This window comes from Pseudothermotoga sp. (assembly GCA_025060105.1).
GTDB lineage: Bacteria > Thermotogota > Thermotogae > Thermotogales > DSM-5069 > Pseudothermotoga_A.
Genome location: JANXCS010000003.1, coordinates 16,381 through 35,673 on the forward strand (window position 1 = coordinate 16,381; position 19,293 = coordinate 35,673).

Consider the following 19,293-nt stretch of genomic DNA (forward strand, 5'->3'; position numbering starts at 1 on the left):
TTATGAAGCAAACTGTATTTGGTATAACTGATAATAAACTCCGCGAGCAGCAAGGAGCTGAGTGTGTTTGCCTTCTTCGACTATTTTTCCATTGTGAACAACGAGTATTCTGTCGGCGTTCTTCACAGTTGAAAGCCTGTGTGCGATCATGATGACGGTCTTCTCTTTGGACAGTTCTTTTATCGTTGTCTCTATGCGCGTTTCTGTTTCAACGTCGATGTTACTGGTGGCCTCGTCGAGTATGAGAATCTTCGCATCGAACAAAACTGCTCTTGCCAGGGCGATGAGTTGCCTTTCACCGGCCGAGAGAGTATAACCCCGTTCAACTATTTTCGTTCGTATACCGTCGTTGAGTCTACAGACGATGTCATACGCATGAACTCTCTTCAGAGCCTCGATAACTTCTTCCTCACTGTAAGTATCGTCGAACAGCCTCACGTTGTCGAGCACAGTCCCAGTGAAAAGTATTACATCTTGAGGCACGGCAGCTATCTGTTTTCTTATCCTCTTTAAATCGTATTCGAACATGTCTCTACCATCTATCAAGATGCGACCTTTTTGAGGCACGTACAAACCGTTGATCAAGTTCATCAATGAGGTTTTCCCAGCACCAGTTTCGCCGACTATGGCTGTGAGTTCTCCCGGTTTGAACGAAACGTTGATGCCTTTAAGAACCCATCGATCTGAGTCATAGCTGAACCAGACATCTTCGAACTTTAGCTCTCCTTTTTCTATAACGAAGTGCGCCTTTGGATTTCCCTCAGGTTCAGGTTCTTCATCCATGAGTGAGAAAATCTTCTCGCAAGAGGCTGTCGTGTTTTGAATGATATCGTATTTTTCAGAGATATCCTCGAGAGGCCTCATGAAGGTGTCTATGTAAGCGATGAATGCGTATAACTCACCGAATTTTATCGTTTCTTGCAAGATCATTTTTGCACCAAAATATACTATCACGCTGGTTGCGAGGTATCTGACGAAGCTTATGAAAGGTCTGAAGATTCCAAACACGTACATTTGCTTCAAGAGTGATCTATAAAGTTCAGAGTTCACATGATCGAATTCTTTTCTTTTGTAATTCTCGGCAAGGAAAAGTTTTATCACACTCATACCGCTTATGTGTTCAGCCAAATAAGCGTTGACCTTTGCAAGATTTGTTCTCACTTCTCTGTAGACTTTCAAATCGAAGTATCTGAAAAGTATCATGGCTGCTGCGATGATGGGGAAAATGAAACTGCTCGCTGTGAACAACTTCGAACTGAGTCGAATTAGAAAATAGATCGTACCAGCAAGCAGAAAAACGTCTTTCACCATGGAGGTAATAACGTTCGTGAAAAACTCTTGGATGTTTTGCGTGTCGTTCACAATCCTTGTGGTGATCCTACCTGAAGGATTTCTATCGAAGAAGGTCATCGGTAATCGCATCACTTTTTCAAAAAGCTCGATCCTGACATCGTGCACGATCCTGTTTCCAAGATAAGAAGTGATGAACGTACTAACATAACCGAGTAAAAACTGAGCGCAGAAAACAACTGTAACGAGTAGTCCCATTCTGTAAATACCACTGATTCTCTCGAACTGTGCGAGGGCATCGTTGTTGAGATAATCATCTATGGCTGTTCTTATGAGCTGTGGTGGTAGCAAATCAACGATCGCTGCGATCAGAACTATGAATATCGCGAGAATGAAGAACCAAACGTACGGTAAAGCATACTTGAGTAGCCTTGCCAAATGTACCACCCCGAAAGTTAGTTCCACGAATTATTTTATCACTCAACGGCGAGCTTGAAGAACCTTGTTTTGTTGAACTGATCATTAAAGAACGTGATTTTTCCAAATGCGTTGCAGAGTTTTTCTATCGAATCTTTTTGCTCTGGTGAGAACTCCATGATGATGGTTTTATCTTTCAGGAGAGAGACATCTGAAAAGAAGTTTCTGAAAAATTCAAGGCCATCCTCTCCAGCAAACAGTGCCTCCGAAGGCTCTTTTCGAACATCTGCGGGTAGCTCGGCTTTCGTGGAAACATATGGGGGATTTGAAACTATCAACTCGATCTTGTCTAAGAAAGGGATCAACGGCTCCAAGTATGGTCCTTTGAGTAAAGTGATATCAACTCCATACTTTTTGGCATTTTTCTTCGCGATTTCGAGTGCTTTCTCGTTCACATCTGTGGCATAAACCTCAGAATGAGTGTTGAGCGCGATCGCTATAGCGATACAACCAGTACCTGTACCTATGTCGGCGACTGTTTTGATGTCATTCTCATGAATTGTTTCAATGGCGAGATCGACGAGAACTTCTGTTTCTATTCTAGGTATGAAAACACCTTCACAGATATGGAGCTCAAGGTTGTAGAAGTGACACTTTTTGGTGATGTATTGCAATGGATAACCTTCAGCCCTTTTCCTCGCTAAAAAGAGAGCAGTTTCCACTTGTCGTTGTTCGACTTCATCTTCGAAATCCATCAAGAGTCGCTCCCGCGTTTTTACCATAACTTCAGACAAAAGAAACAGCGCTTCCGAACCTGGGGAATCGGAAGCGCTCTTGAGAATGTCTCTCACAGCTGTGTAAAGTTCTTTCAATTTCATATTCCAAAGCGCTTTTTAACTTCCTCACTCATTCTATCCGGTGTCCAAGGTGGATCGAAGGTGAGATTGATTCTCACATCTTTGATGCCTTCGATCTGTCTCACTTTGTCTTCCGCATCTTGGAGTATGAGACCAGCGAGTGGACAAGCAGGTGTCGTCATGGTCATGGTAATGGTCACATTGTTCTCATCATCGATGTCTATATCGTAAACTAAGCCTAGACTCACCACGTCGAGTCCTATTTCAAAATCAATGACATTCTTCAAAGCTTCAAGCACTCTTTCTTTCGTTACCACGATAAAACCTTCCTTCAAGAAATTTTTTCCAACATGTCGCTCAGAATCGCCACATGTGACATTTCTTCACGAACGATGAATTCTATCTTATCTTTTCCAAGGCCTTGAGGCACCATCTCTTTCAAACCAAGATAAAATATGATGGAATCTTTTTCAATATCGATGGCGATCCTGAGTAACTCGGATACGGATTTGATATCTTTGAATCTCTTGGTTGGATCCAACTTAGGATCGAACACTTTGCCACTCACCATCGCTCTGAGATAAGCTGCTGCCTCACCTTGTGGATCGACAAACTGAGATATCTCACGTTCTTTTTTCGCAAGCTCGAGTCTCATTTGGTGGAACCTTCTTTCATGTTCCTTTTCCATTTCGGCGAGTTTCAGAAAGATGGATTTCTTAGTGTACTCAGGGAAAAGCTCGGCCGCCTTGTTGTAGAATGTAACTCCATTCCTCTCAATTTGTTCAGCCATTTCAAAGATTTCGTCGATGTTGAACAAGTTCCTCACTCCCTCTTTGCAAGTTCTCTGTCGAGCATTATTATACCAGCGATATTGTCTTTTACGTGCTCGAGCAGAGTGACGATCTTCTGAGCGTTGGCTTCTTCTTCGATCTGTTCATTCACGAACCAGTTCAGAAACACAAGAGCCGCATTGTCATTCATCTTCCTAGCCAACTCAACGAGTCCATTTATGCTCGCCGTTACTTTTTGCTCGTGTTCATAAACATGTTTGAAGACTTCGAGTGGAGAAGACCAACTCTTCCTTGGTTCACTCAAAGCGAAAAGCTCCACCCTTCCTCCGCGCTCGTTCACATGCTCATAGAACTTCATCGCATGATTCACTTCTTCCTGAGCTTGTTTTTTCATCCAATGCGCCATGCCTTCGAAGTTCTCATGATCGAAGTACGCAGCCATGGAGAGATAAAGATAAGCTGACTCGAGCTCTTTTTTGATCTGTTCATTGAAAGCTTTTTCAATTTCCTTAGGAATCATTTCTCATCCCCCCATACTGTAGAGGCTCCCAAGGGGAGCCTCTTTTTAGACTTTTTTGTGGCACAACCACCAGTCAAGGCATTTATACTGTTCTTTTCTTTTCGCAGCTTCTTGAACGTTCGTCGGCGGAGGAACTATGACTTCATCGCCGAAAAGTTCATTGTTGGGCCAGTTCGCAGGTATAGCTACTTTGTGCTCGTCTGCAACCTTGAAAGCTTTGATGATTCTCACGATCTCATCGATGTTTCTTCCGACCTCCTGAGGATAGTAGAGTATCGAGCGTATGATTCCATTGGGATCGACCACGAACACGGCCCTCACCGTGTTACTGCCCTTCGCTGGATGAATCATTCCAAGATTCTCAGCAATCTTTCCTGTATCCGCGATGATGGGAAATTGGATCTCCACACCCGTGTTTTCTTTGATCCACTCAATCCACTTGATGTGGGAAAAAACTTGATCCACACTCAAACCTATCAGTTCAGCGCCGAGTTCCCTGAATTGGTTGTACCTCTTTTGAAAAGCGATGAACTCCGTCGTGCACACAGGGGTGAAATCTGCTGGATGGCTGAACAGAACAAACCATTTACCTTTGTAAGCGTCTGGGAGTTTCATCTTGCCATGGGTTGTGAGCACTTCAAATTCTGGAAACTTTTCACCTATCAAAGGAATACCCATGAAACCACCTCCTGTTCGATCTCAAGTAAATTGTACCATACATATTGTATGTATTACATATCGTAGTTCAAATATAAAAATTTTATAAGAAATTGTCCGAGAACGTCTTTAATGTTTTTCTAATCCAAGCTCGCTATAAGTCGCAGTAGAAGGAGGGTTATCCTTAAAGCGAAGGAGGGAGACTCATGAAGGTGAAGATCGGATACACCATCTTCCTTCTGTGTCTCACCTCTACTTTGTTGTCACAAGCTCTTTTTAGCAACTGGCAGGTAATATCTGAAGGTCGAGATGAATCACGTTACAGAATCGTTCTGGATGGCTCAGTTGTTGAAGCTTTGGAAATTTCTTGGTACGCTGTTTCTGCATCCGGTTCGATCCACAACGATTGTGTGTTGTTCATATGTAACGACGCTTTCGGAAAACCTGCGGCGGTGTTCAGATACGGTAGAGACGGTGACAATGTTGATAACATCAGTGGTTGGCATTTGGTGTATTTGATCTTGCCGAGCAAAACTGCAGTGAAAACTCTAGACATTGTTCTTCGAAAGAATTATTCCAATCCGAAGTTGGTGACAAAACTGAGCACAGTCAAACCTGCAAACCTCTATGTCGATCTTCAGTGGTTCCCGTTGACACATCAAGGTAAGGTTTCATACACGGGCTATGAATCGCTTCCTAGAGGAAAAGTATGGATGCACGCTGCGGGATTCTTTGGTGCTCCCAGCGACTCAAGGATCGACTACGTGATCTGGAAGAGATTCACAAAACCAACGGTTCCACAGAATTTTTCACCCAACCCAGACGTCTATTTCGATACAATTTATGCCGGCACGATCAATGTGGTCGGAGAAGGTTGGACTGGCCAGGGAGGCTATACCGCAGCAATTCAAGCCGGGATAGGGCAAGGTGACTGGATAAACAATGCCATCGCTTCTGGAAAGGCGCAATTGCTATGGAAAGCTACGAACCATGCCTCTGAAGGTTTCATAAGAGAGATGATGGTCAACACCGCCAGCGGTGTTATAGATATCGCTATAGATGTTCTTGATCTAACTCTACTTGGATACATAAAATTCGCTATTGAGAGCGCTTTACTTTTCAATACACTTCGCGATATAGATGAAAAAGTGTTCGGAAAAACAACGGTGGTCTTCGAGAATTTTCCCCTCAATCCCAATCAATCTTCCATCAATGTATGGTTGCGACTCAGGGCACAAGTGGTCGCACTCGGTTTTGCCCACAGTGTTCTCAGCTTTCATACAGACGGAACTGTCGAAGGAGATTTGAAGGGTAACAGGGGAATGGAGATAGGCACTATTCTTCTTCACTACAAAGGTCCACAGTCACCAGAGATTCTTGAGAGCTCTCTGAAAGATGGTTCAACGGAGGTATCACTCCAACAGCAGATCACCTTGAAACTCAGCACAATTGTAAACAGTCTTGATTCATCTAAGATCTTTTTCAAAAAGGCTGGAACGGGTCAAATCGTTCAGTCAAACGTTAGACTCGAGGGTGATACAGTCAAAATCTCTCCAAAAACGAACTTCGAACCGAACACAGCTTACGATCTGACGGTGCAATCTGGTGCGTTCAGATCGAACCAAGCTGGTAACTTGAGAGAATTCAATCTCAAATTCACGACAGGGAGTGCACCAACCATCGTGGGTTGCACGTTGAACAATGGAGCCGTTGAAGTGCCGTTGAAACCTTCGATCAAGTTCTTACTCAACAAAGATGCCATCATTGCCTATTCTTCGTTCATAGTTGTGAAGAAATTGAACGGTGAGTACGTAACCGATGCTGGTAGATCCGCCAACGTGAGTATCGTTGGTAAGGAATTGATCGTCAATTTTGTAGAAGCGCTTTCGCCGGAGCAAACCTATGTTCTTGAGGTACAAAGAGGAGTCTTGAAAGATTCTTCGGGGAACATGAACACGCCTTACTCGATCATTTTCACCACGGTTCCTTATGTGAGAGTAGTTTCAACTCAACCATCCAACAAACATCCGGATGCTCCAGCGGATAAGCCGATCACGATCCAGTTCAACAAAAACATCAAGCCTGGTTCGAAATATGACTCCATACAACTGAAGAATGCGAAGACAAACGCAATCGTTGCCATCGACAAACTCATCAGTGGTTCCAGCCTTGTTTTGAAACCCAAGCAACCCCTTCAACAGCTGGTAGAATACGTCGTGGTCATACCTGATGGAGCAGTGGCGAATGCAGAAAATGATGCACCCAACACAGCCCATAACTTCAGCTTCAAATGTGGTGCCCCCCCACAATTGGTCAAAGTTGAGCCAACGAATGGTTCAAAGGAAGTTTTTAGAGATCAAATCATTCTGTTGACTTTTTCGGAAGCTATCAGAGCTGGAGCTGATTTTTCACGCCTTTCCGTAAGGACGGGAAACACTCAAATAAATTACAGCATAAAGTTGGAATACAACTGCATCTTTCTGACACCAACCTCGATTCTCCCTGCCAACACCTTGGTGACAGTTTTTATACCAAAGAACGCCTTTGTGGATCTCGGTGGTTCTTCGCTCGACAAAGACTACACGGTGAGTTTCACAACAGGATCAGGTGCATATCCACCACGAATCGTTTCATCTTCACCCTCCGATGGTGATCAATCTGTTTCCATAAACAGTAACATCTATGTGCGCTTTGATAAAACGATTCTGGAAGGCCCGAACTGGGGTAACATCGTTTTGAAAACGATCTCGGGTGAAACAGTGCAGATCCAAAAACTCATTTCCTATGGCGTGCAACTCGAAGTCAGACCAGTTCAGAAACTGAAGCCCAACACAACTTACACGCTCATCTTACCAGCAGGTTGCGTCAAAGAGCAACTCGGTTCACTCCTACAAGGTGAAGTGAGTATAAAATTCACAACTGAGGCTCGATCAGGTACCATGTGATGTTATCTTCCTCATTTTCTATTCGCAAACTTAAGACCTTAATTACCTTAACGTATCACGGTGGTCAGCAAAGCAAGTGATCGTTTGATCTCTGTGAGCCAAAAATTGATATCAACCGTTCAGCGTCTTTGCGCGACTTTTTCGCATGTTGTCATCCACTCGGTGAGGAACTTTAGCGGTAGAATATCTTGGAAACGTGAGGGGGGATGGACGATGAGAAACTTCGCTTGGCTTGTAAACCTGTTTTTGATCGTAGGTTTAGTGATAGCTGTTTTCTTCTCGTCCTCCTATAATGAATCTGACAGGGATGTCGTTTGGACAAGGTTCTTAGGAAAAATGGGTAGAGACATCGCTTATGATTTGACAATGCTCGATGATGGCATTGTTGTTGTCGGTTGGACTACATCTTCGAGTGGCACAGGTGATCAAAATGCGATGATAGTGAAAATGACTAAGGATGGGAAACTGTTGTGGCAACGAGAACTTGGCTGGTCTGGGAATGAAGGAGCAAATTGCGTCGAAAGAACAAAAGATGGAGGATTCATAGTCGGCATAATCAGTGATTCGAAAGGCGGAGATACACCGGCCGAGATTGGCAATCAGGATGTTTGGATTTTGAAATTCAACGGTCAAGGGGATTTACTCTGGAAGAAGTGTTATGGTACAGAAGGTTACGAATCGATCTTCGATATCGTTGAAGATGAAGGTTATCTGTTCGTCGGTTATACAACGAAAAATGGCAGCGAAGATTTCTGGGTAGTGAAGGTGAACGAAACAGGTGATCCGGTGTGGGAAAAAACCTTTGGTGGAAAAGATTGGGATTGTGCGTTCGCGGTAGACAGTACTAAAGATAGCTACTTTGTTGTTGGAATGACCAAATCCACTGATGGAGACGTAACTTCTCCACGGGGATCTTCAGACATGTGGATTTTGAAACTCACAAAGCAAGGGGAGTTACTATGGCAAAGAAGCATAGGAGGGGTCGATTGGGATCAAGCAAGTGACGTCGTTGCACTCAACGATGGAGGGTGTGTGGTTCTTGGAACAAGCTGGTCTGAAGAACTCTCTCATTTGAGGAAGGGAAATTTTGTGTTCGCAAAATTCAATGCAAACGGCCTGGTTGAATTATTGAAAAGTTACGGTGGGAATCGAGACGATATAGCGCAGAAACTTGTGAAATTGGAAGATGGATATTTGTTGGTGGGAACAACTTGGTCTGAAGATGGGGATGTGAAGGGTAAAACTAAAGGGAGCGATTATTGGCTTTTGAAAATCAGTAGGGATGGGGAAATCATGTGGAGTAAATGCTTGGGGGCGGAAATGGACGAGATCGCTTATGCTCTAACCATCGACGGTTATACTTGCTTCGTTGCAGGCGTTTCTTATTCTCACATGATCGGTCTTCGGACGCGTTCACATGGTGGTGGCGACGCGCTGTTGTTCAAACTTGAAGTGAAGAAAAACTGAGTCTCTAAAAACGGCCCAGGTTGTTCCCTGGGCCATAGATTCGTTTTAAATTCTAGACAGGTGAAACTTCAACGGTGTTGGATTTTCAATGTTATCTGAAACAGGGCACCTATCTTCCACTGACTTGAGCCATTTCGTGAGTAAATCTTCCGAAGCATTGCTTTTAACCTTGATATTTACATTGATCTGTTTGTAACCAGCCCTCTCTTGGAAAGATCTTCCTTGAAGGCGTGCGGGGTTAAGGGTACCTTCAATGTCTATACTCAGTTCGTCCAACCTTATGTTCATCTCCTTGGCGACCAAGTGGCCCACGACATTGATACAACCCGCTAATGCCGCGAGCAAATATTCCACTGGATTTGCACCTTTATCGTCTCCTCCAAGCTGAGGTGGTTCATCGACGTACATTGTGAAATTTCTCGCTTTCACCACAACTCTCGAAGGAGTTTCCGATTTCGCACTTACAGAGAATTTGACATCCATGTATTTCACCTCCTAGTTTTATTCTATTCTCACAGTATTCCGACTAAATTACTCGGAGATTAAAAATGGGGCGTTATTCGTTTCAACATTCAAAAGAAAAATGGAGAGAGATGACATAAAACTTAGTCATCCTTAGAAAGACTGAGAATCAAGATCGCAGTAATTGGCAAAACACGTTTTTCATTCTCTTCGATCATTATTTGTCATTTTTGGTTCTTGATTTTAACATTGAATTGAAATATCATTAGTAAAGAAATCTTTCTAACCAACCTTAAACGGAAGGAGGGGATATCGTGAGGAAAGCTAGTGTTGTGTTTTTCGCGTTGATGATCGTTGCCTTGTTCGCCGAAGTTGTCGAGCTGAATACGATTTTTGGTCCTGAGGATCTGAGTTATTACATAGGACGAAACCAAAAATTCTACGATCAAACAGGTGTTAGAGTCAACATCACGGTCGTTCCCTATGGAAGAGATCAAAACATCAAGCTCATAGCATCGATGTTAGCTGGGGGAAGTCAATATGATATTTTCATCATCGACTGTGTTGAAGTACCTCTCTACGTCGAAAACGGTTGGGTCCTTCCGATCGACGAATGGCTCACGGAAGCTTTGAAAAAAGACGCGATACCTTTCGCACTGGATGGAATGGCTTACCAAGGCAAATGGTATGGCTTACCTTGGGTTTCAGAATGGAAATCTTTCGTATACAACCGCGAGATGATGAAGAAGGTTGGCTATCAAGAATTTCCGAAAACTTGGGACGGAGTCGTCGAGCTGGCGAAGAAATTGCAACAAGCAGGTGTCGTCAAATACGCCACAGCGTGGTCTTGGGCGCAGAAGGAATGCTTGGTGTGCGACTTTGTAGCGATCCTTTCAAGCTTCGGTGGAAAATTTTTCGATGAAAATCTGAATCCTGTATTCAACGACGAAAAGGGTGTCCAAGCCCTTCAATTCATGGTAGACATGATCTATAAACATCAAATCGTTAATCCAGCTTCACTCGGTTGGACAGAAACTGAAGTATACAAAGCTATTTACAACAACGACATCGCTTTTGGAATGATGTGGGGTATACCACTCGTGGATCTTGACAATCCCGAGATCTCTAAAGGTGTTGGTCAGTGGGAAATAGGTTTGATGCCATCTGTTGACGGTAAAAATCCATACAGTGTTTCTGGACCCATGGGATGGGCGATTTCTTATGGCACGAAACATCCCAAGGAAGCCTTTGAATATATAAAGTTTTTGGCAGGTCCAGAGGGTTCTCTAGATGCAGCTTTGAAGGCTGGAATAGTTCCAGGCTGGAAATCTGTGTGGGAAAATCCAGAATTCAAGAAAAAAGTCAGAGGTTTGGACAAGATGTATGAGCAAGCAATGTATATAGTTCACAGGCCAAGGGTACCTTGGTATCTGGAGTTTTCGAACGTTTTGCAAGAAGAACTCCACAAAGCTCTGACGCGCCAGAAATCTCCAAAAGCTGCCCTCGATGCTGCTGCCCAAGCAGCCATTAGGATAAAGAACGAATACGAGAAGGCAAAGAAGAAATGATTATTCACAAGGTGGGGTGGTTCGCCCCACCTTTTTTCCTTGAGAGAGTGAGGTAGCCTTGGAAAAGCGTAAAAGGACCATCGGATACATGTTCATGATACCTTCTCTGCTTATACTGCTTCTGGTTTTGGCGTTTCCACTGGTTCATGCTTTTTATTTGAGCTTATTCAATGTGCGCTTTTTTGGTGGAAGAATAATCACGAGTTTTGTTGGCTTGGAGAATTATTTGGCTGTTCTTCGAAGTGAATCTTGGTGGCGATCTTTCATCAACACCGTGTATTTCGTCCTAGCAGACATAACCGTTGGTATGTTTCTTGGTTTCATTTCAGCCCTCGCTCTGAACAGGAGATTGAAGTTCAAGTCTTTCATCATAGCAGCCATACTTCTGCCTTACGTTCTGCCACCGATAGTTCACGCATTGATCTGGAAGTGGGCATTCAATGCAGATTATGGCTTCATAAACCAAACATTGCTCAGGTTTGGGATCATCAAGCAAAACATTTACTGGCTTACCGATTCGAGATTAGTTCTCTGGGCCCTCATCCTGGCTAATCTTTGGCAGGGAACAGCTTTCGCTACGATCATATACCTTGGAGGTATGAAATCCATACCTGATGAGCTCTACGAGGCAGCGAGGATGGATGGTGCCACACGAATGCAGCAAGTTATGTACATCACACTTCCTCTTCTGAAACCGTTCACTCAGCTGCTCTTGGTTATGAAGACGATACTGACTTTCAAGCTCTTTGAGCTCATTTATGCGGTGACTGGTGGAGGGCCAGCGGGCAGAACAAGAGTTGTGTCTTACGAGATTTACAGAACTGCTTTCGAATCTTACAAATTCGGTCAAGCAACGGCGATGTCGTACATTCTCCTTGGAATAGTTGCAATTATAGTTCTGCTTTACAGAAAGTTCCTTGCCACGGAAGCGGGTGAAGAGTGATATGGCACACACGTTCTATAAGATGTCAGTCATAATTGTGATCTTAGCTGCCGTCTTCGTGTCCGTGATCCCAATATATTGGGTTCTCGTTACGAGTTTTTCACTCGACGTGGATTTGATGAAAACGTCCCACAGTTGGTTCCCACCGAGACCTACAGTTAAAAATTACAGAGATGCGTTGGGGATAGGTCAAGGGATGTACAGCGTGGCTTCTCAAGTGAAGGTAACTTTGTTCAACAGCACCGTGATAAGTTTTTCCGTCACGGGGATAACTTTGATTTTGGCGATAATGGCGGCGTATGCGATCGAAAGACTTAGAGTACCGTTGAGAGGATATGTGAGCTTTTTTGTATTGCTGACGCAGATGCTACCTCCCATCATACTCGTGATACCAATATATCTGTCACTCGCTCGCTTTGGTATGCTCGATAGAAAAGTATCTCTCACATTCATTTACATCGCTTTGAATTTGCCATTCGCTATATGGATCATCAGTTCCTATTTTAGAAGGTTACCTATATCCGTAGAGGAAGCGGCGATAATAGATGGCTGTAGCCACGTTAGAGTTCTTTGGAACATACTGGTTCCAATGTCAAAACCTGCTATCTTCACATCGGGCATCTTTGTTTTTCTCTCAGCTTGGAACGAGTTCATAATCGCTTTAGTTTTAACCTCAAGCTTGAAGGCTAAGACTCTACCGATAAGCATTTCTGAATTCATGGGAAGGTTCTACACGAACTACCCACTGATGTGCGCAGCCGGGATAGTTTCGATGGTTCCTCCGATAATATTCGCTGCTCTCTTCCAAAATTTCTTGATCGAAGGTCTTGCGAAAGGAGCTGTCAAGGAGTGATAGAGAGATCAAATTTGAGAGAGTCTGAGATCAGAGTGCTCGAATGTATCAGAAGAAATCAACCGATATCCAGAGCAACGATAGCCTCTTTGACAGGGTTGAGTAAACCTGGTGTTTCGGAAGCCGTTGAAAAACTGTTGAAGCGAAACATCATTAAAGAATTCAGGAAAGGCAAAAGTACGGCGAGAGGTGGAAAGAAACCAACTTTACTTGTGTTCAATCCCAACTGTGGTTACATCGCTGGGGTGGACATTGGTGGAAGTAAGATTAGGGCGATCATCGCAGATTTAGACGGGAATATCGTTCGGAGGGCTGAACGTAGGGTGGAAGAAATGGAATCTTCCGAAAGTTTGGTTGAACAGGTATCCAACGTGCTCGTGGATATAGAAATTCATAAGTATAGATTGATCGGTGTGGCTGTTGGAGTTCCTGGTACTTGTGACAGAGAAACTGGTGAGGTACGATACATCCCAGCTTTCAATTTGAAAGACGTTCCACTCAGAAAAATGTTGGAAGAAAGATTCCATTTACCTGTGTTCGTCGAGAATGATGTAACTTTGAATGCCCTTGGGGAAATGTGGAAAGGTTCAGCGAAAGGATTGAAGAACATTCTATTAATCTCACTCGGTACAGGTACTGGAGCGGGGCTGGTGTTGAATCGTTCACTGTACACTGGTTCGAAAGGTATGGCTGGCGAGATCGGTTATTTCGTAACCGATTGGTCCATGGAGAGAGACGTTGAGTATCGCTTTGGTAGACTAGAAAGATGGTTCTCTGGATATTCGTTCATTGAATTTTTGAAAGGAAAGAGTGTTCGAACTGAGCTGAAATGGATCTTTGAAGATCTCAATTCTCATCCTGATTTTGCTGAATTTTTTGAACACGCATGCGAGCATCTGGCTGTAGCGATAGCGAATGCGGTGTGTTTGTTGGATCCAGACGCAGTTGTTTTGTCCGGCGGGATAGGTTACAATCAATACGAAAAGATAGTAGAGAAGATCAAGCCCATCGTTTCAAGGATAGTTCCACCTGAGATACTTGAGCACGTTCGGTTCATGAAGTCTGAGCTCGGTGAGCTTGGAGTTGTACTCGGAGCGGTTTATTTCGTTCAAAGCGAATTGTTCGTGGTTTAGACAGTTCATATTTTCAGGTCCAGTTGGTGAACCGTTCTTACCTGACCATCTTCTGTGAGATAGATTCCAGTGGAATTCAATCTTCCAAGTGGAATCCCGCCATCGTAGAAGTTGAACTGCGTCCTCACAAAACCAAGATAAATTGCGCCAACATTCATTTCAGATAGAGAAAGCAACTTCAACCCGTTCCCATCAGTTTTCAGGATTTTTAGTTTTGCGAACACGACGTCTGATTCGTCTATCCAACTGTTTCCATCATCGTCGTATCTTGAAAGTTCTAAAAATCCTTTCCCAGTCAGAGGTCCGAACAGCTCACGGCCATCATCCAGCTTACCGTTGTCGTTCGAATCCAACACGAGCAGTGCGACATTTTTTGGAAGGAAGAACTCTTCAAATTCGCCGTCAAGATCGAGATCCAACTGAAGTTTCTTTTCGAAAGGTCCTATGGGAGCATCATCCAATTTCAAAACGATCGGATCTTGCAACGCGCCAACGGTGAGTCTAAAGTTTTGTCTGCTTTCGTACAATCTACTCAATTGAAGGTTCACTTCGAATTCTATTCTTCTGCCATCTTTCGTTTCGATGTAACCCTTCGCTGAAAAACTCGTAGTCTCAGACTCTCTTTGGTATTCATTCTTTTCGTAGATCAATCCCACCTGTGTTCTGATTCCTCCCGGTTCTGCAATGGAAAGCTCTTTGGACTCTGAAGATTCGAGAATGATCAATCTCACCTTACGTCCTGTCAGCTTTTCCAAGAGAGCCTTTATCAACATGAGCTTCAATCTGTCTTTCTCACTCAACTTGATTTCAAACTTGGTGCTCTCAGATCGAACAGGTTCAGTCTGTACAACTCGAACGATTCGAATCCGTTCCTGTTTTTCGCTCAAATGTTCGTAACTTCTCACTGAGGACATCGACACGTGATAATTTTCGATTTTCAACCTATCACTCCTCTTATTTTTATCGGCAATTTTGAGGAACTGGAAAGATCTGCAAAAAAATTTGGCGGCCTAAGCCGCCAAACCGATTTAGTAGTGGATTTTCAAGATTTTCTCGTCAAGCGCATCCTTGCTCTTTGTAACAAAAACGCGAGGACTATCAAACCGAATCCTATCAGATCGGTTGTACGCCTTGGTTCGACGAGCAGTACTCCACCCAGACCATAGAGCAATCTTTCCCACGCAGCGAGATTACCGAACAAATAACCAGCGAGGCCTCCGGAGAGAGTGAACAATCCAACAGCACACGTGAAGGCGGGCCAGATGACCTCCAGTGGGTTCGAAACTTTCACTAACAGTAATTGTGGAGAGAGGACAAAGGCGTAAGGGACGAGGAAAGCGGCAATGGCCAATCGTGACGCAGTCAAACCTGTTTTCATCGGATTGGCCCTGGCTATACCGGCTCCCGCCATCGCAGCGAGTGCTACTGGGGGTGTCACGTCCGCTATGATACCGAAATAGAATGCGAACATGTGTGCGGGCAGGATCGGCACACCCAACCTCAGAAGGGCAGGGGCAGCGATCGTTGAAGTGATCACGTAGTTTGCGGTTGTGGGAACTCCCATACCGAGCACGAGGGATGTCAGCATGGTGAAAAAGAGCGTGATCAAAAGATTACCGCCGGCCAGGTCGACCAACGCAGTTCCAAGTTTCAAGCCTATACCGGTGAGCGTGACCACACCTATGATTATTCCGGCGCACGCCGTGGCGGCAACGACACTCAGGGCACCTCTAGCACCAGCTTCGAGTGCCGCCGGTATGTCTGAAAACTTTATTCTCGTACTTTTTCTTATGAGCGAAGAAGCCACAGAGAATACGATCGCATAGAGAGCCGCTTTCATGGGAGTGAAACCAGTCACTAAAAGATAGATGATCGCAACCAACGGGAACAGAAGATGACCTCTCTCCATCAAAACCCTCTTCATCTTTGGAAGCTCTTCCTTGGAGAGACCTCTAAGGCCAAGTTTCTTTGCTTCCCAGTGTACACCCATCCACACTCCGAAATAGTAGAGCGCGGCTGGTATAGCCGCAGAAACGATGATTTTAGAATATGATATACCTGTGAACTCGGCCATCAAGAACGCGGCGGCTCCCATGATCGGTGGCATGAGCTGACCGCCAGTGGAAGCCGTCGCTTCCACCGCTCCGGCAAACTCAGGTTTGTAACCAAGTTTTTTCATCATGGGTATAGTGAAGGTTCCAGTACCCACAACGTTTGCAACGCTGCTACCGCTGATCATGCCCATCATTCCACTGGAGAAAACTGCCACCTTTGCAGGTCCACCCGTTGCCCAGCCCGCGAGCGCGTTCGCGAGATCTATGAAGAGCTGTCCAAGCCCCGTCCTTTCGAGAAAAGCGCCCAAGAGAATGAACAGGAAAACGAAGGTTGAAGATACTCCGAGCGGTATACCGAAGATACCTTCCGTTGTGTAGAAAAGATGTCCTACCAACCTTTGAAAAGAAACACCTCGATGGGCCAAAATGCCTGGAATGTACCTTCCATACAGTGCGTAGAGGATGAAACAGATCGCCACCACTGATATGGGAAGTCCAACCACACGGCGTGCTGCTTCGAGCACCAACGCGATTCCCAGAAGACCAACGATCAAATCCAAACTCGTCACGGTTCCAGCGCGCAGCACCAGTTCTTTATAGTTAGCAACAACATAGATCGTTGCCAAAGGTGCGATGATCGCTAATAGCAGATCAAACCAATGAAGTTTTTCTCTGGACCATCTTTTGCTTGCTGGATAGAGTAAAAAGATGAGAGAAAAGCCGAAAGCAAGGTGTACTGAACGTTGTATCATCGCATCAAACACACCGAAGGCTGCGGTATAGATCTGGAAGACCGAGAAGGTGATGGCGATTGCGGCAACGATTCTTGCCAGAAAACCTTTGAATGTTCTATAACGAGCCTCTCTGTCATATTTTTCAAGAATTTCACGCGTTTGCTCAGAAGACATCTTCTCGTTGCTCACGATCATTCCTCCTCAGAATATCTTGGATCTTTTGCTCAGTTTCGGTTTCACATAAAAGGTTAAAGTATCACCAACGTTGGCAATGCTTTTGAACCACACTGGGCCGTCTCTGAAAACTATGCCGTGACCATCGATGTGAGAAACACGGAGGGTGATCCGCTCAAATTTTCTATCGAGTTTGAGAACGAACTCGCCATCTTCAAGAGCGAATCCCCCTCCGATGTCCGAAGGTAAACCAGCACCATAAGAACTATAACGACATTCGTACAAAAGCATCTCACCGTTCGGTTCGATTCTGAAACGTTCTTCTACCTTGGTTTTCTCGACCGAATGGATGAACACCAGGCTGAAAAATGGCTCTTCCAATCGTTTTTCGAAAATTACCTCGCCTTGTTTTTCGATCAACAGAACGAACTCAGGCTCAATGATCGTCAGTAAGAAGGCACAGAAACATAGCGAAAACTTAACCACCGTTTAGAGTCCCATCTCCTTGAAGAATCTTTCGGCGCCAGGATGTAGTGGTATGGACATACCTTCTTTTCCTGTTTCTGGAATTATCAATTCTCCCTTGGCATGAGCTTCGATCAATCTTTTTTGGTTTGCATACATAGTTTTGAGAAGTTCGTAAACGAGACTCTCAGACATTTCAGCTCTGACTGCCAACATGGCCTTCACTGCAACCGTGACAACGTCTGTGTCAATACCTTTATATGTACCTGCAGGAACAACGATCTTCACGTAGAACGGATAAGCTTTCTGCAGAGACTGAATGATCGCCTCGGCGACTGGAACAAGAACAATTTTTCTGACTGCCGCAAGATCGACTATCGCCGCCGTTGGATGACCTGCTGTGACGAAAGCTGCATCGATGTTGCCGTCTTTGAGGTTGCTAGCTGCTTCCGCAAAGCTGAGGTATTGCACTTTGATGTCGTTATAAGTGATTCCAGCCGCTGCGAGGATCTGTCTGGCATTCACTTCAGTTCCACTTCCCGCAGCTCCAACGGCCACCCTTTTGCCTTTCAGATCGTACACGCTGCTGATGCCTCTGTCTGCCAACGCTACTATCTGCACAGTTTCAGGATAGAGTGTTGCCAAACCTCTCAGTTGTGGGAACGGTTCTTTGAACAATTCCACACCGTTGTAAGCGTAGAAAGCAACATCGTTTTGAACGAAAATGAGGTCCACTTCTTTGTTTCTTAGCAAATTGATGTTCGCCACCGACGCACCCGTTGACTGTACCATGGCGTTCATACCCTTGATGTTCTTGTTCCAAATATCTGCCATACCAGCACCCAATGGGTAGTACGTTCCAGCCGTACCACCTGTAGCGATCGTTAAGAATGTGGCCGCATAAATTGTAATAACTGAGAGCAAGATTGCCACAAAGATCAGCTTCTTCATACATATACCCCCTTTGAAAGTAGTATGATCTGATTTTATTCTAACACAACGCTTACGGAACTACAAAGACTTTAACACAGATTAAGCAAACCAACTCGCTCTTCAATGATTCTTGCTGGTTCGATGTGCCGCACAAAACAGGACACATAAGGGATCACAATTAGAAAGCTTTACCAACAAGGATTCCAAGCACATCTGGTCCTGTGTGAGCCAGAACGGTTGAACCTACCCGTGCGATGCCGTCGCATTTTGGGAACTTTGAGAGTATTTCTGTTAATTTTTCTTTCATCTTCATTGAACCATATCCGCCGTACAGAACGTATTCAGGAGAATCTTTCGTGAACGCCTTGACCAGCTTGGTCAATTTCTCTAGAGCATCTTGATCGTTCCTACCGATCGCCGCTTTACAGACTTCTCCATCTCTGTCGAGTCGTAAAACAGGTTTTAGATGCAAAAGCTTACCTAAAAGAAGGGAAAGCTTACCGACTCTACCACCTTTTTTCAAATGATTGAGCGAACCGAGCAAGAAGAACATTTCGCAGTCCCTACCGTATCTCTCGACAGACTGTTGTGAAACATTCCTTCCGTTCATAACGTCGTTGATCAAACGAGAGAGAACGTAAAATATTTTTCCACTGACACCCTTGGAATCCAACAGGACGAAGTTCTTCAAACTGAGGTTTTCGATGACCATTCTCACGGCGTTGAACGTTCCACTGAGTTTTTGTGACAAGGTCAACACGAAGACCTTTCGGTACTTGCTTTGAATGCTTCTGAACAAGCTGACAATATCCTCAAAGCTTGGTAATGAAGTCGATACATCGTGGCCTTCGCTCATGAGCAGACAGAGTTTATCTGCATCTATATCTACACCGTCTCTGTATTCTATTCCACCGACACGTACCCTCAACGGTAATCTATACATATCCATCGGCGATGACCAGTTCTCTGGAAAATCTGCCGTGCTATCCACAACGAAAGCAACCTCGTTCAAAGCCTTTCCCTCCAATTG

General features: G+C 44.5%; 18 protein-coding genes. 6 read left to right on the forward strand and 12 right to left on the reverse strand.

Translation table 11 applies throughout. The annotated features are described in order from the left end of the window. From NZ875_03515 to NZ875_03540, 6 genes are read right to left on the reverse strand one after another with little or no spacing between them, the layout of a single operon-like run. Entirely contained in the window at positions 1–1,737 is a 1,737-nt protein-coding gene (locus NZ875_03515) for an ABC transporter ATP-binding protein/permease (protein MCS7174803.1), read from the reverse strand. A gap of 29 nt (positions 1,738–1,766) precedes the next feature. Further along, positions 1,767–2,585, reverse strand: a complete 819-nt coding sequence (prmC, locus tag NZ875_03520; GenBank protein MCS7174804.1) for a peptide chain release factor N(5)-glutamine methyltransferase — start codon at positions 2,583–2,585, stop codon at positions 1,767–1,769. Further along, the gene (locus NZ875_03525) at positions 2,582–2,881 is read right to left on the reverse strand and encodes a metal-sulfur cluster assembly factor (protein MCS7174805.1); all 300 of its coding nucleotides are present in this window, start codon (positions 2,879–2,881) and stop codon (positions 2,582–2,584) included. Before NZ875_03525 ends, prmC begins: the two co-directional genes overlap by 4 nt. A gap of 14 nt (positions 2,882–2,895) precedes the next feature. Continuing rightward, the gene (locus tag NZ875_03530; GenBank protein ID MCS7174806.1) at positions 2,896–3,390 is read right to left on the reverse strand and encodes a ferritin family protein; all 495 of its coding nucleotides are present in this window, start codon (positions 3,388–3,390) and stop codon (positions 2,896–2,898) included. Continuing rightward, positions 3,387–3,875 carry a ferritin gene (locus NZ875_03535; GenBank protein MCS7174807.1) on the reverse strand — a complete coding sequence of 163 codons (489 nt, stop codon included), beginning with the start codon at positions 3,873–3,875 and terminating at the stop codon, positions 3,387–3,389. The genes NZ875_03530 and NZ875_03535 overlap by 4 nt, the downstream gene beginning before the upstream one ends. Before the next feature lie 45 nt (positions 3,876–3,920). Beyond that, positions 3,921–4,553: a peroxiredoxin gene (locus NZ875_03540; GenBank protein MCS7174808.1), complete on the reverse strand. Its 633-nt coding sequence runs from the start codon at positions 4,551–4,553 to the stop codon at positions 3,921–3,923. A gap of 185 nt (positions 4,554–4,738) precedes the next feature. Between NZ875_03540 and NZ875_03545 the strand changes: the two genes are divergently transcribed. After that, positions 4,739–7,477 (forward strand): Ig-like domain-containing protein, encoded by a 2,739-nt coding sequence (locus NZ875_03545; protein ID MCS7174809.1) that lies wholly within the window; start codon positions 4,739–4,741, stop codon positions 7,475–7,477. A 213-nt stretch (positions 7,478–7,690) separates the two neighbouring features. Continuing rightward, the gene (locus NZ875_03550) at positions 7,691–8,944 is read left to right on the forward strand and encodes a hypothetical protein (GenBank protein ID MCS7174810.1); all 1,254 of its coding nucleotides are present in this window, start codon (positions 7,691–7,693) and stop codon (positions 8,942–8,944) included. 45 nt (positions 8,945–8,989) lie between these two features. On the opposite strand, the gene NZ875_03555 is transcribed toward NZ875_03550, so the two are convergent. Beyond that, a complete protein-coding gene (locus NZ875_03555) occupies positions 8,990–9,427 on the reverse strand; it encodes an OsmC family protein (protein MCS7174811.1) in 438 nt (145 codons plus the stop codon). Positions 9,428–9,720: 293 nt separating this feature from the next. Here NZ875_03555 and NZ875_03560 point away from each other — a divergent pair, with 293 nt between their 5' ends. The 4 genes from NZ875_03560 to NZ875_03575 are packed head-to-tail and all read left to right on the forward strand — an operon-like array spanning position 9,721 to position 13,903. Then, complete coding sequence (locus NZ875_03560) at positions 9,721–10,974, forward strand: extracellular solute-binding protein (GenBank protein ID MCS7174812.1); 1,254 nt, start codon at positions 9,721–9,723, stop codon at positions 10,972–10,974. Positions 10,975–11,032: 58 nt separating this feature from the next. Then, positions 11,033–11,917 carry a sugar ABC transporter permease gene (locus NZ875_03565; GenBank protein ID MCS7174813.1) on the forward strand — a complete coding sequence of 295 codons (885 nt, stop codon included), beginning with the start codon at positions 11,033–11,035 and terminating at the stop codon, positions 11,915–11,917. A 22-nt stretch (positions 11,918–11,939) separates the two neighbouring features. Then, the gene (locus NZ875_03570; GenBank protein MCS7174814.1) at positions 11,940–12,770 is read left to right on the forward strand and encodes a carbohydrate ABC transporter permease; all 831 of its coding nucleotides are present in this window, start codon (positions 11,940–11,942) and stop codon (positions 12,768–12,770) included. Continuing rightward, on the forward strand, positions 12,767–13,903 hold the full coding sequence (locus NZ875_03575; GenBank protein ID MCS7174815.1) for an ROK family protein: 1,137 nt from the start codon (positions 12,767–12,769) through the stop codon (positions 13,901–13,903). Before NZ875_03570 ends, NZ875_03575 begins: the two co-directional genes overlap by 4 nt. Before the next feature lie 5 nt (positions 13,904–13,908). Here the strand turns inward: NZ875_03575 and NZ875_03580 are convergent, their stop codons facing one another. From NZ875_03580 to NZ875_03600, 5 genes are all read right to left on the reverse strand, one after another. Further along, a complete protein-coding gene (locus tag NZ875_03580; protein ID MCS7174816.1) occupies positions 13,909–14,844 on the reverse strand; it encodes a hypothetical protein in 936 nt (311 codons plus the stop codon). Positions 14,845–14,945: 101 nt separating this feature from the next. Next, positions 14,946–16,880 (reverse strand): TRAP transporter permease, encoded by a 1,935-nt coding sequence (locus NZ875_03585; GenBank protein ID MCS7174817.1) that lies wholly within the window; start codon positions 16,878–16,880, stop codon positions 14,946–14,948. 12 nt (positions 16,881–16,892) lie between these two features. Further along, on the reverse strand, positions 16,893–17,351 hold the full coding sequence (locus NZ875_03590; protein MCS7174818.1) for a DUF1850 domain-containing protein: 459 nt from the start codon (positions 17,349–17,351) through the stop codon (positions 16,893–16,895). Between the two features lie 3 nt (positions 17,352–17,354). After that, positions 17,355–18,281: a TAXI family TRAP transporter solute-binding subunit gene (locus NZ875_03595; protein MCS7174819.1), complete on the reverse strand. Its 927-nt coding sequence runs from the start codon at positions 18,279–18,281 to the stop codon at positions 17,355–17,357. Between the two features lie 160 nt (positions 18,282–18,441). Continuing rightward, on the reverse strand, positions 18,442–19,275 hold the full coding sequence (locus NZ875_03600; GenBank protein ID MCS7174820.1) for a DegV family EDD domain-containing protein: 834 nt from the start codon (positions 19,273–19,275) through the stop codon (positions 18,442–18,444). Positions 19,276–19,293 lie beyond the last annotated feature (18 nt).

Excerpts from the sequence above, each read along its gene's own strand:
- NZ875_03595 (MCS7174819.1), bottom strand. The coding sequence starts at position 18,281 with ATGAAGAAGCTGATCTTTGTGGCAATCTTGCTCTCAGTTATTACAATT.
- prmC (MCS7174804.1), bottom strand. The coding sequence starts at position 2,585 with ATGAAATTGAAAGAACTTTACACAGCTGTGAGAGACATTCTCAAGAGC.
- NZ875_03570 (MCS7174814.1), top strand. The coding sequence starts at position 11,940 with ATGTCAGTCATAATTGTGATCTTAGCTGCCGTCTTCGTGTCCGTGATC.
- NZ875_03535 (MCS7174807.1), bottom strand. The coding sequence starts at position 3,875 with ATGATTCCTAAGGAAATTGAAAAAGCTTTCAATGAACAGATCAAAAAA.
- NZ875_03555 (MCS7174811.1), bottom strand. The coding sequence starts at position 9,427 with ATGGATGTCAAATTCTCTGTAAGTGCGAAATCGGAAACTCCTTCGAGA.
- NZ875_03540 (MCS7174808.1), bottom strand. The coding sequence starts at position 4,553 with ATGGGTATTCCTTTGATAGGTGAAAAGTTTCCAGAATTTGAAGTGCTC.
- NZ875_03545 (MCS7174809.1), top strand. The coding sequence starts at position 4,739 with ATGAAGGTGAAGATCGGATACACCATCTTCCTTCTGTGTCTCACCTCT.
- NZ875_03550 (MCS7174810.1), top strand. The coding sequence starts at position 7,691 with ATGAGAAACTTCGCTTGGCTTGTAAACCTGTTTTTGATCGTAGGTTTA.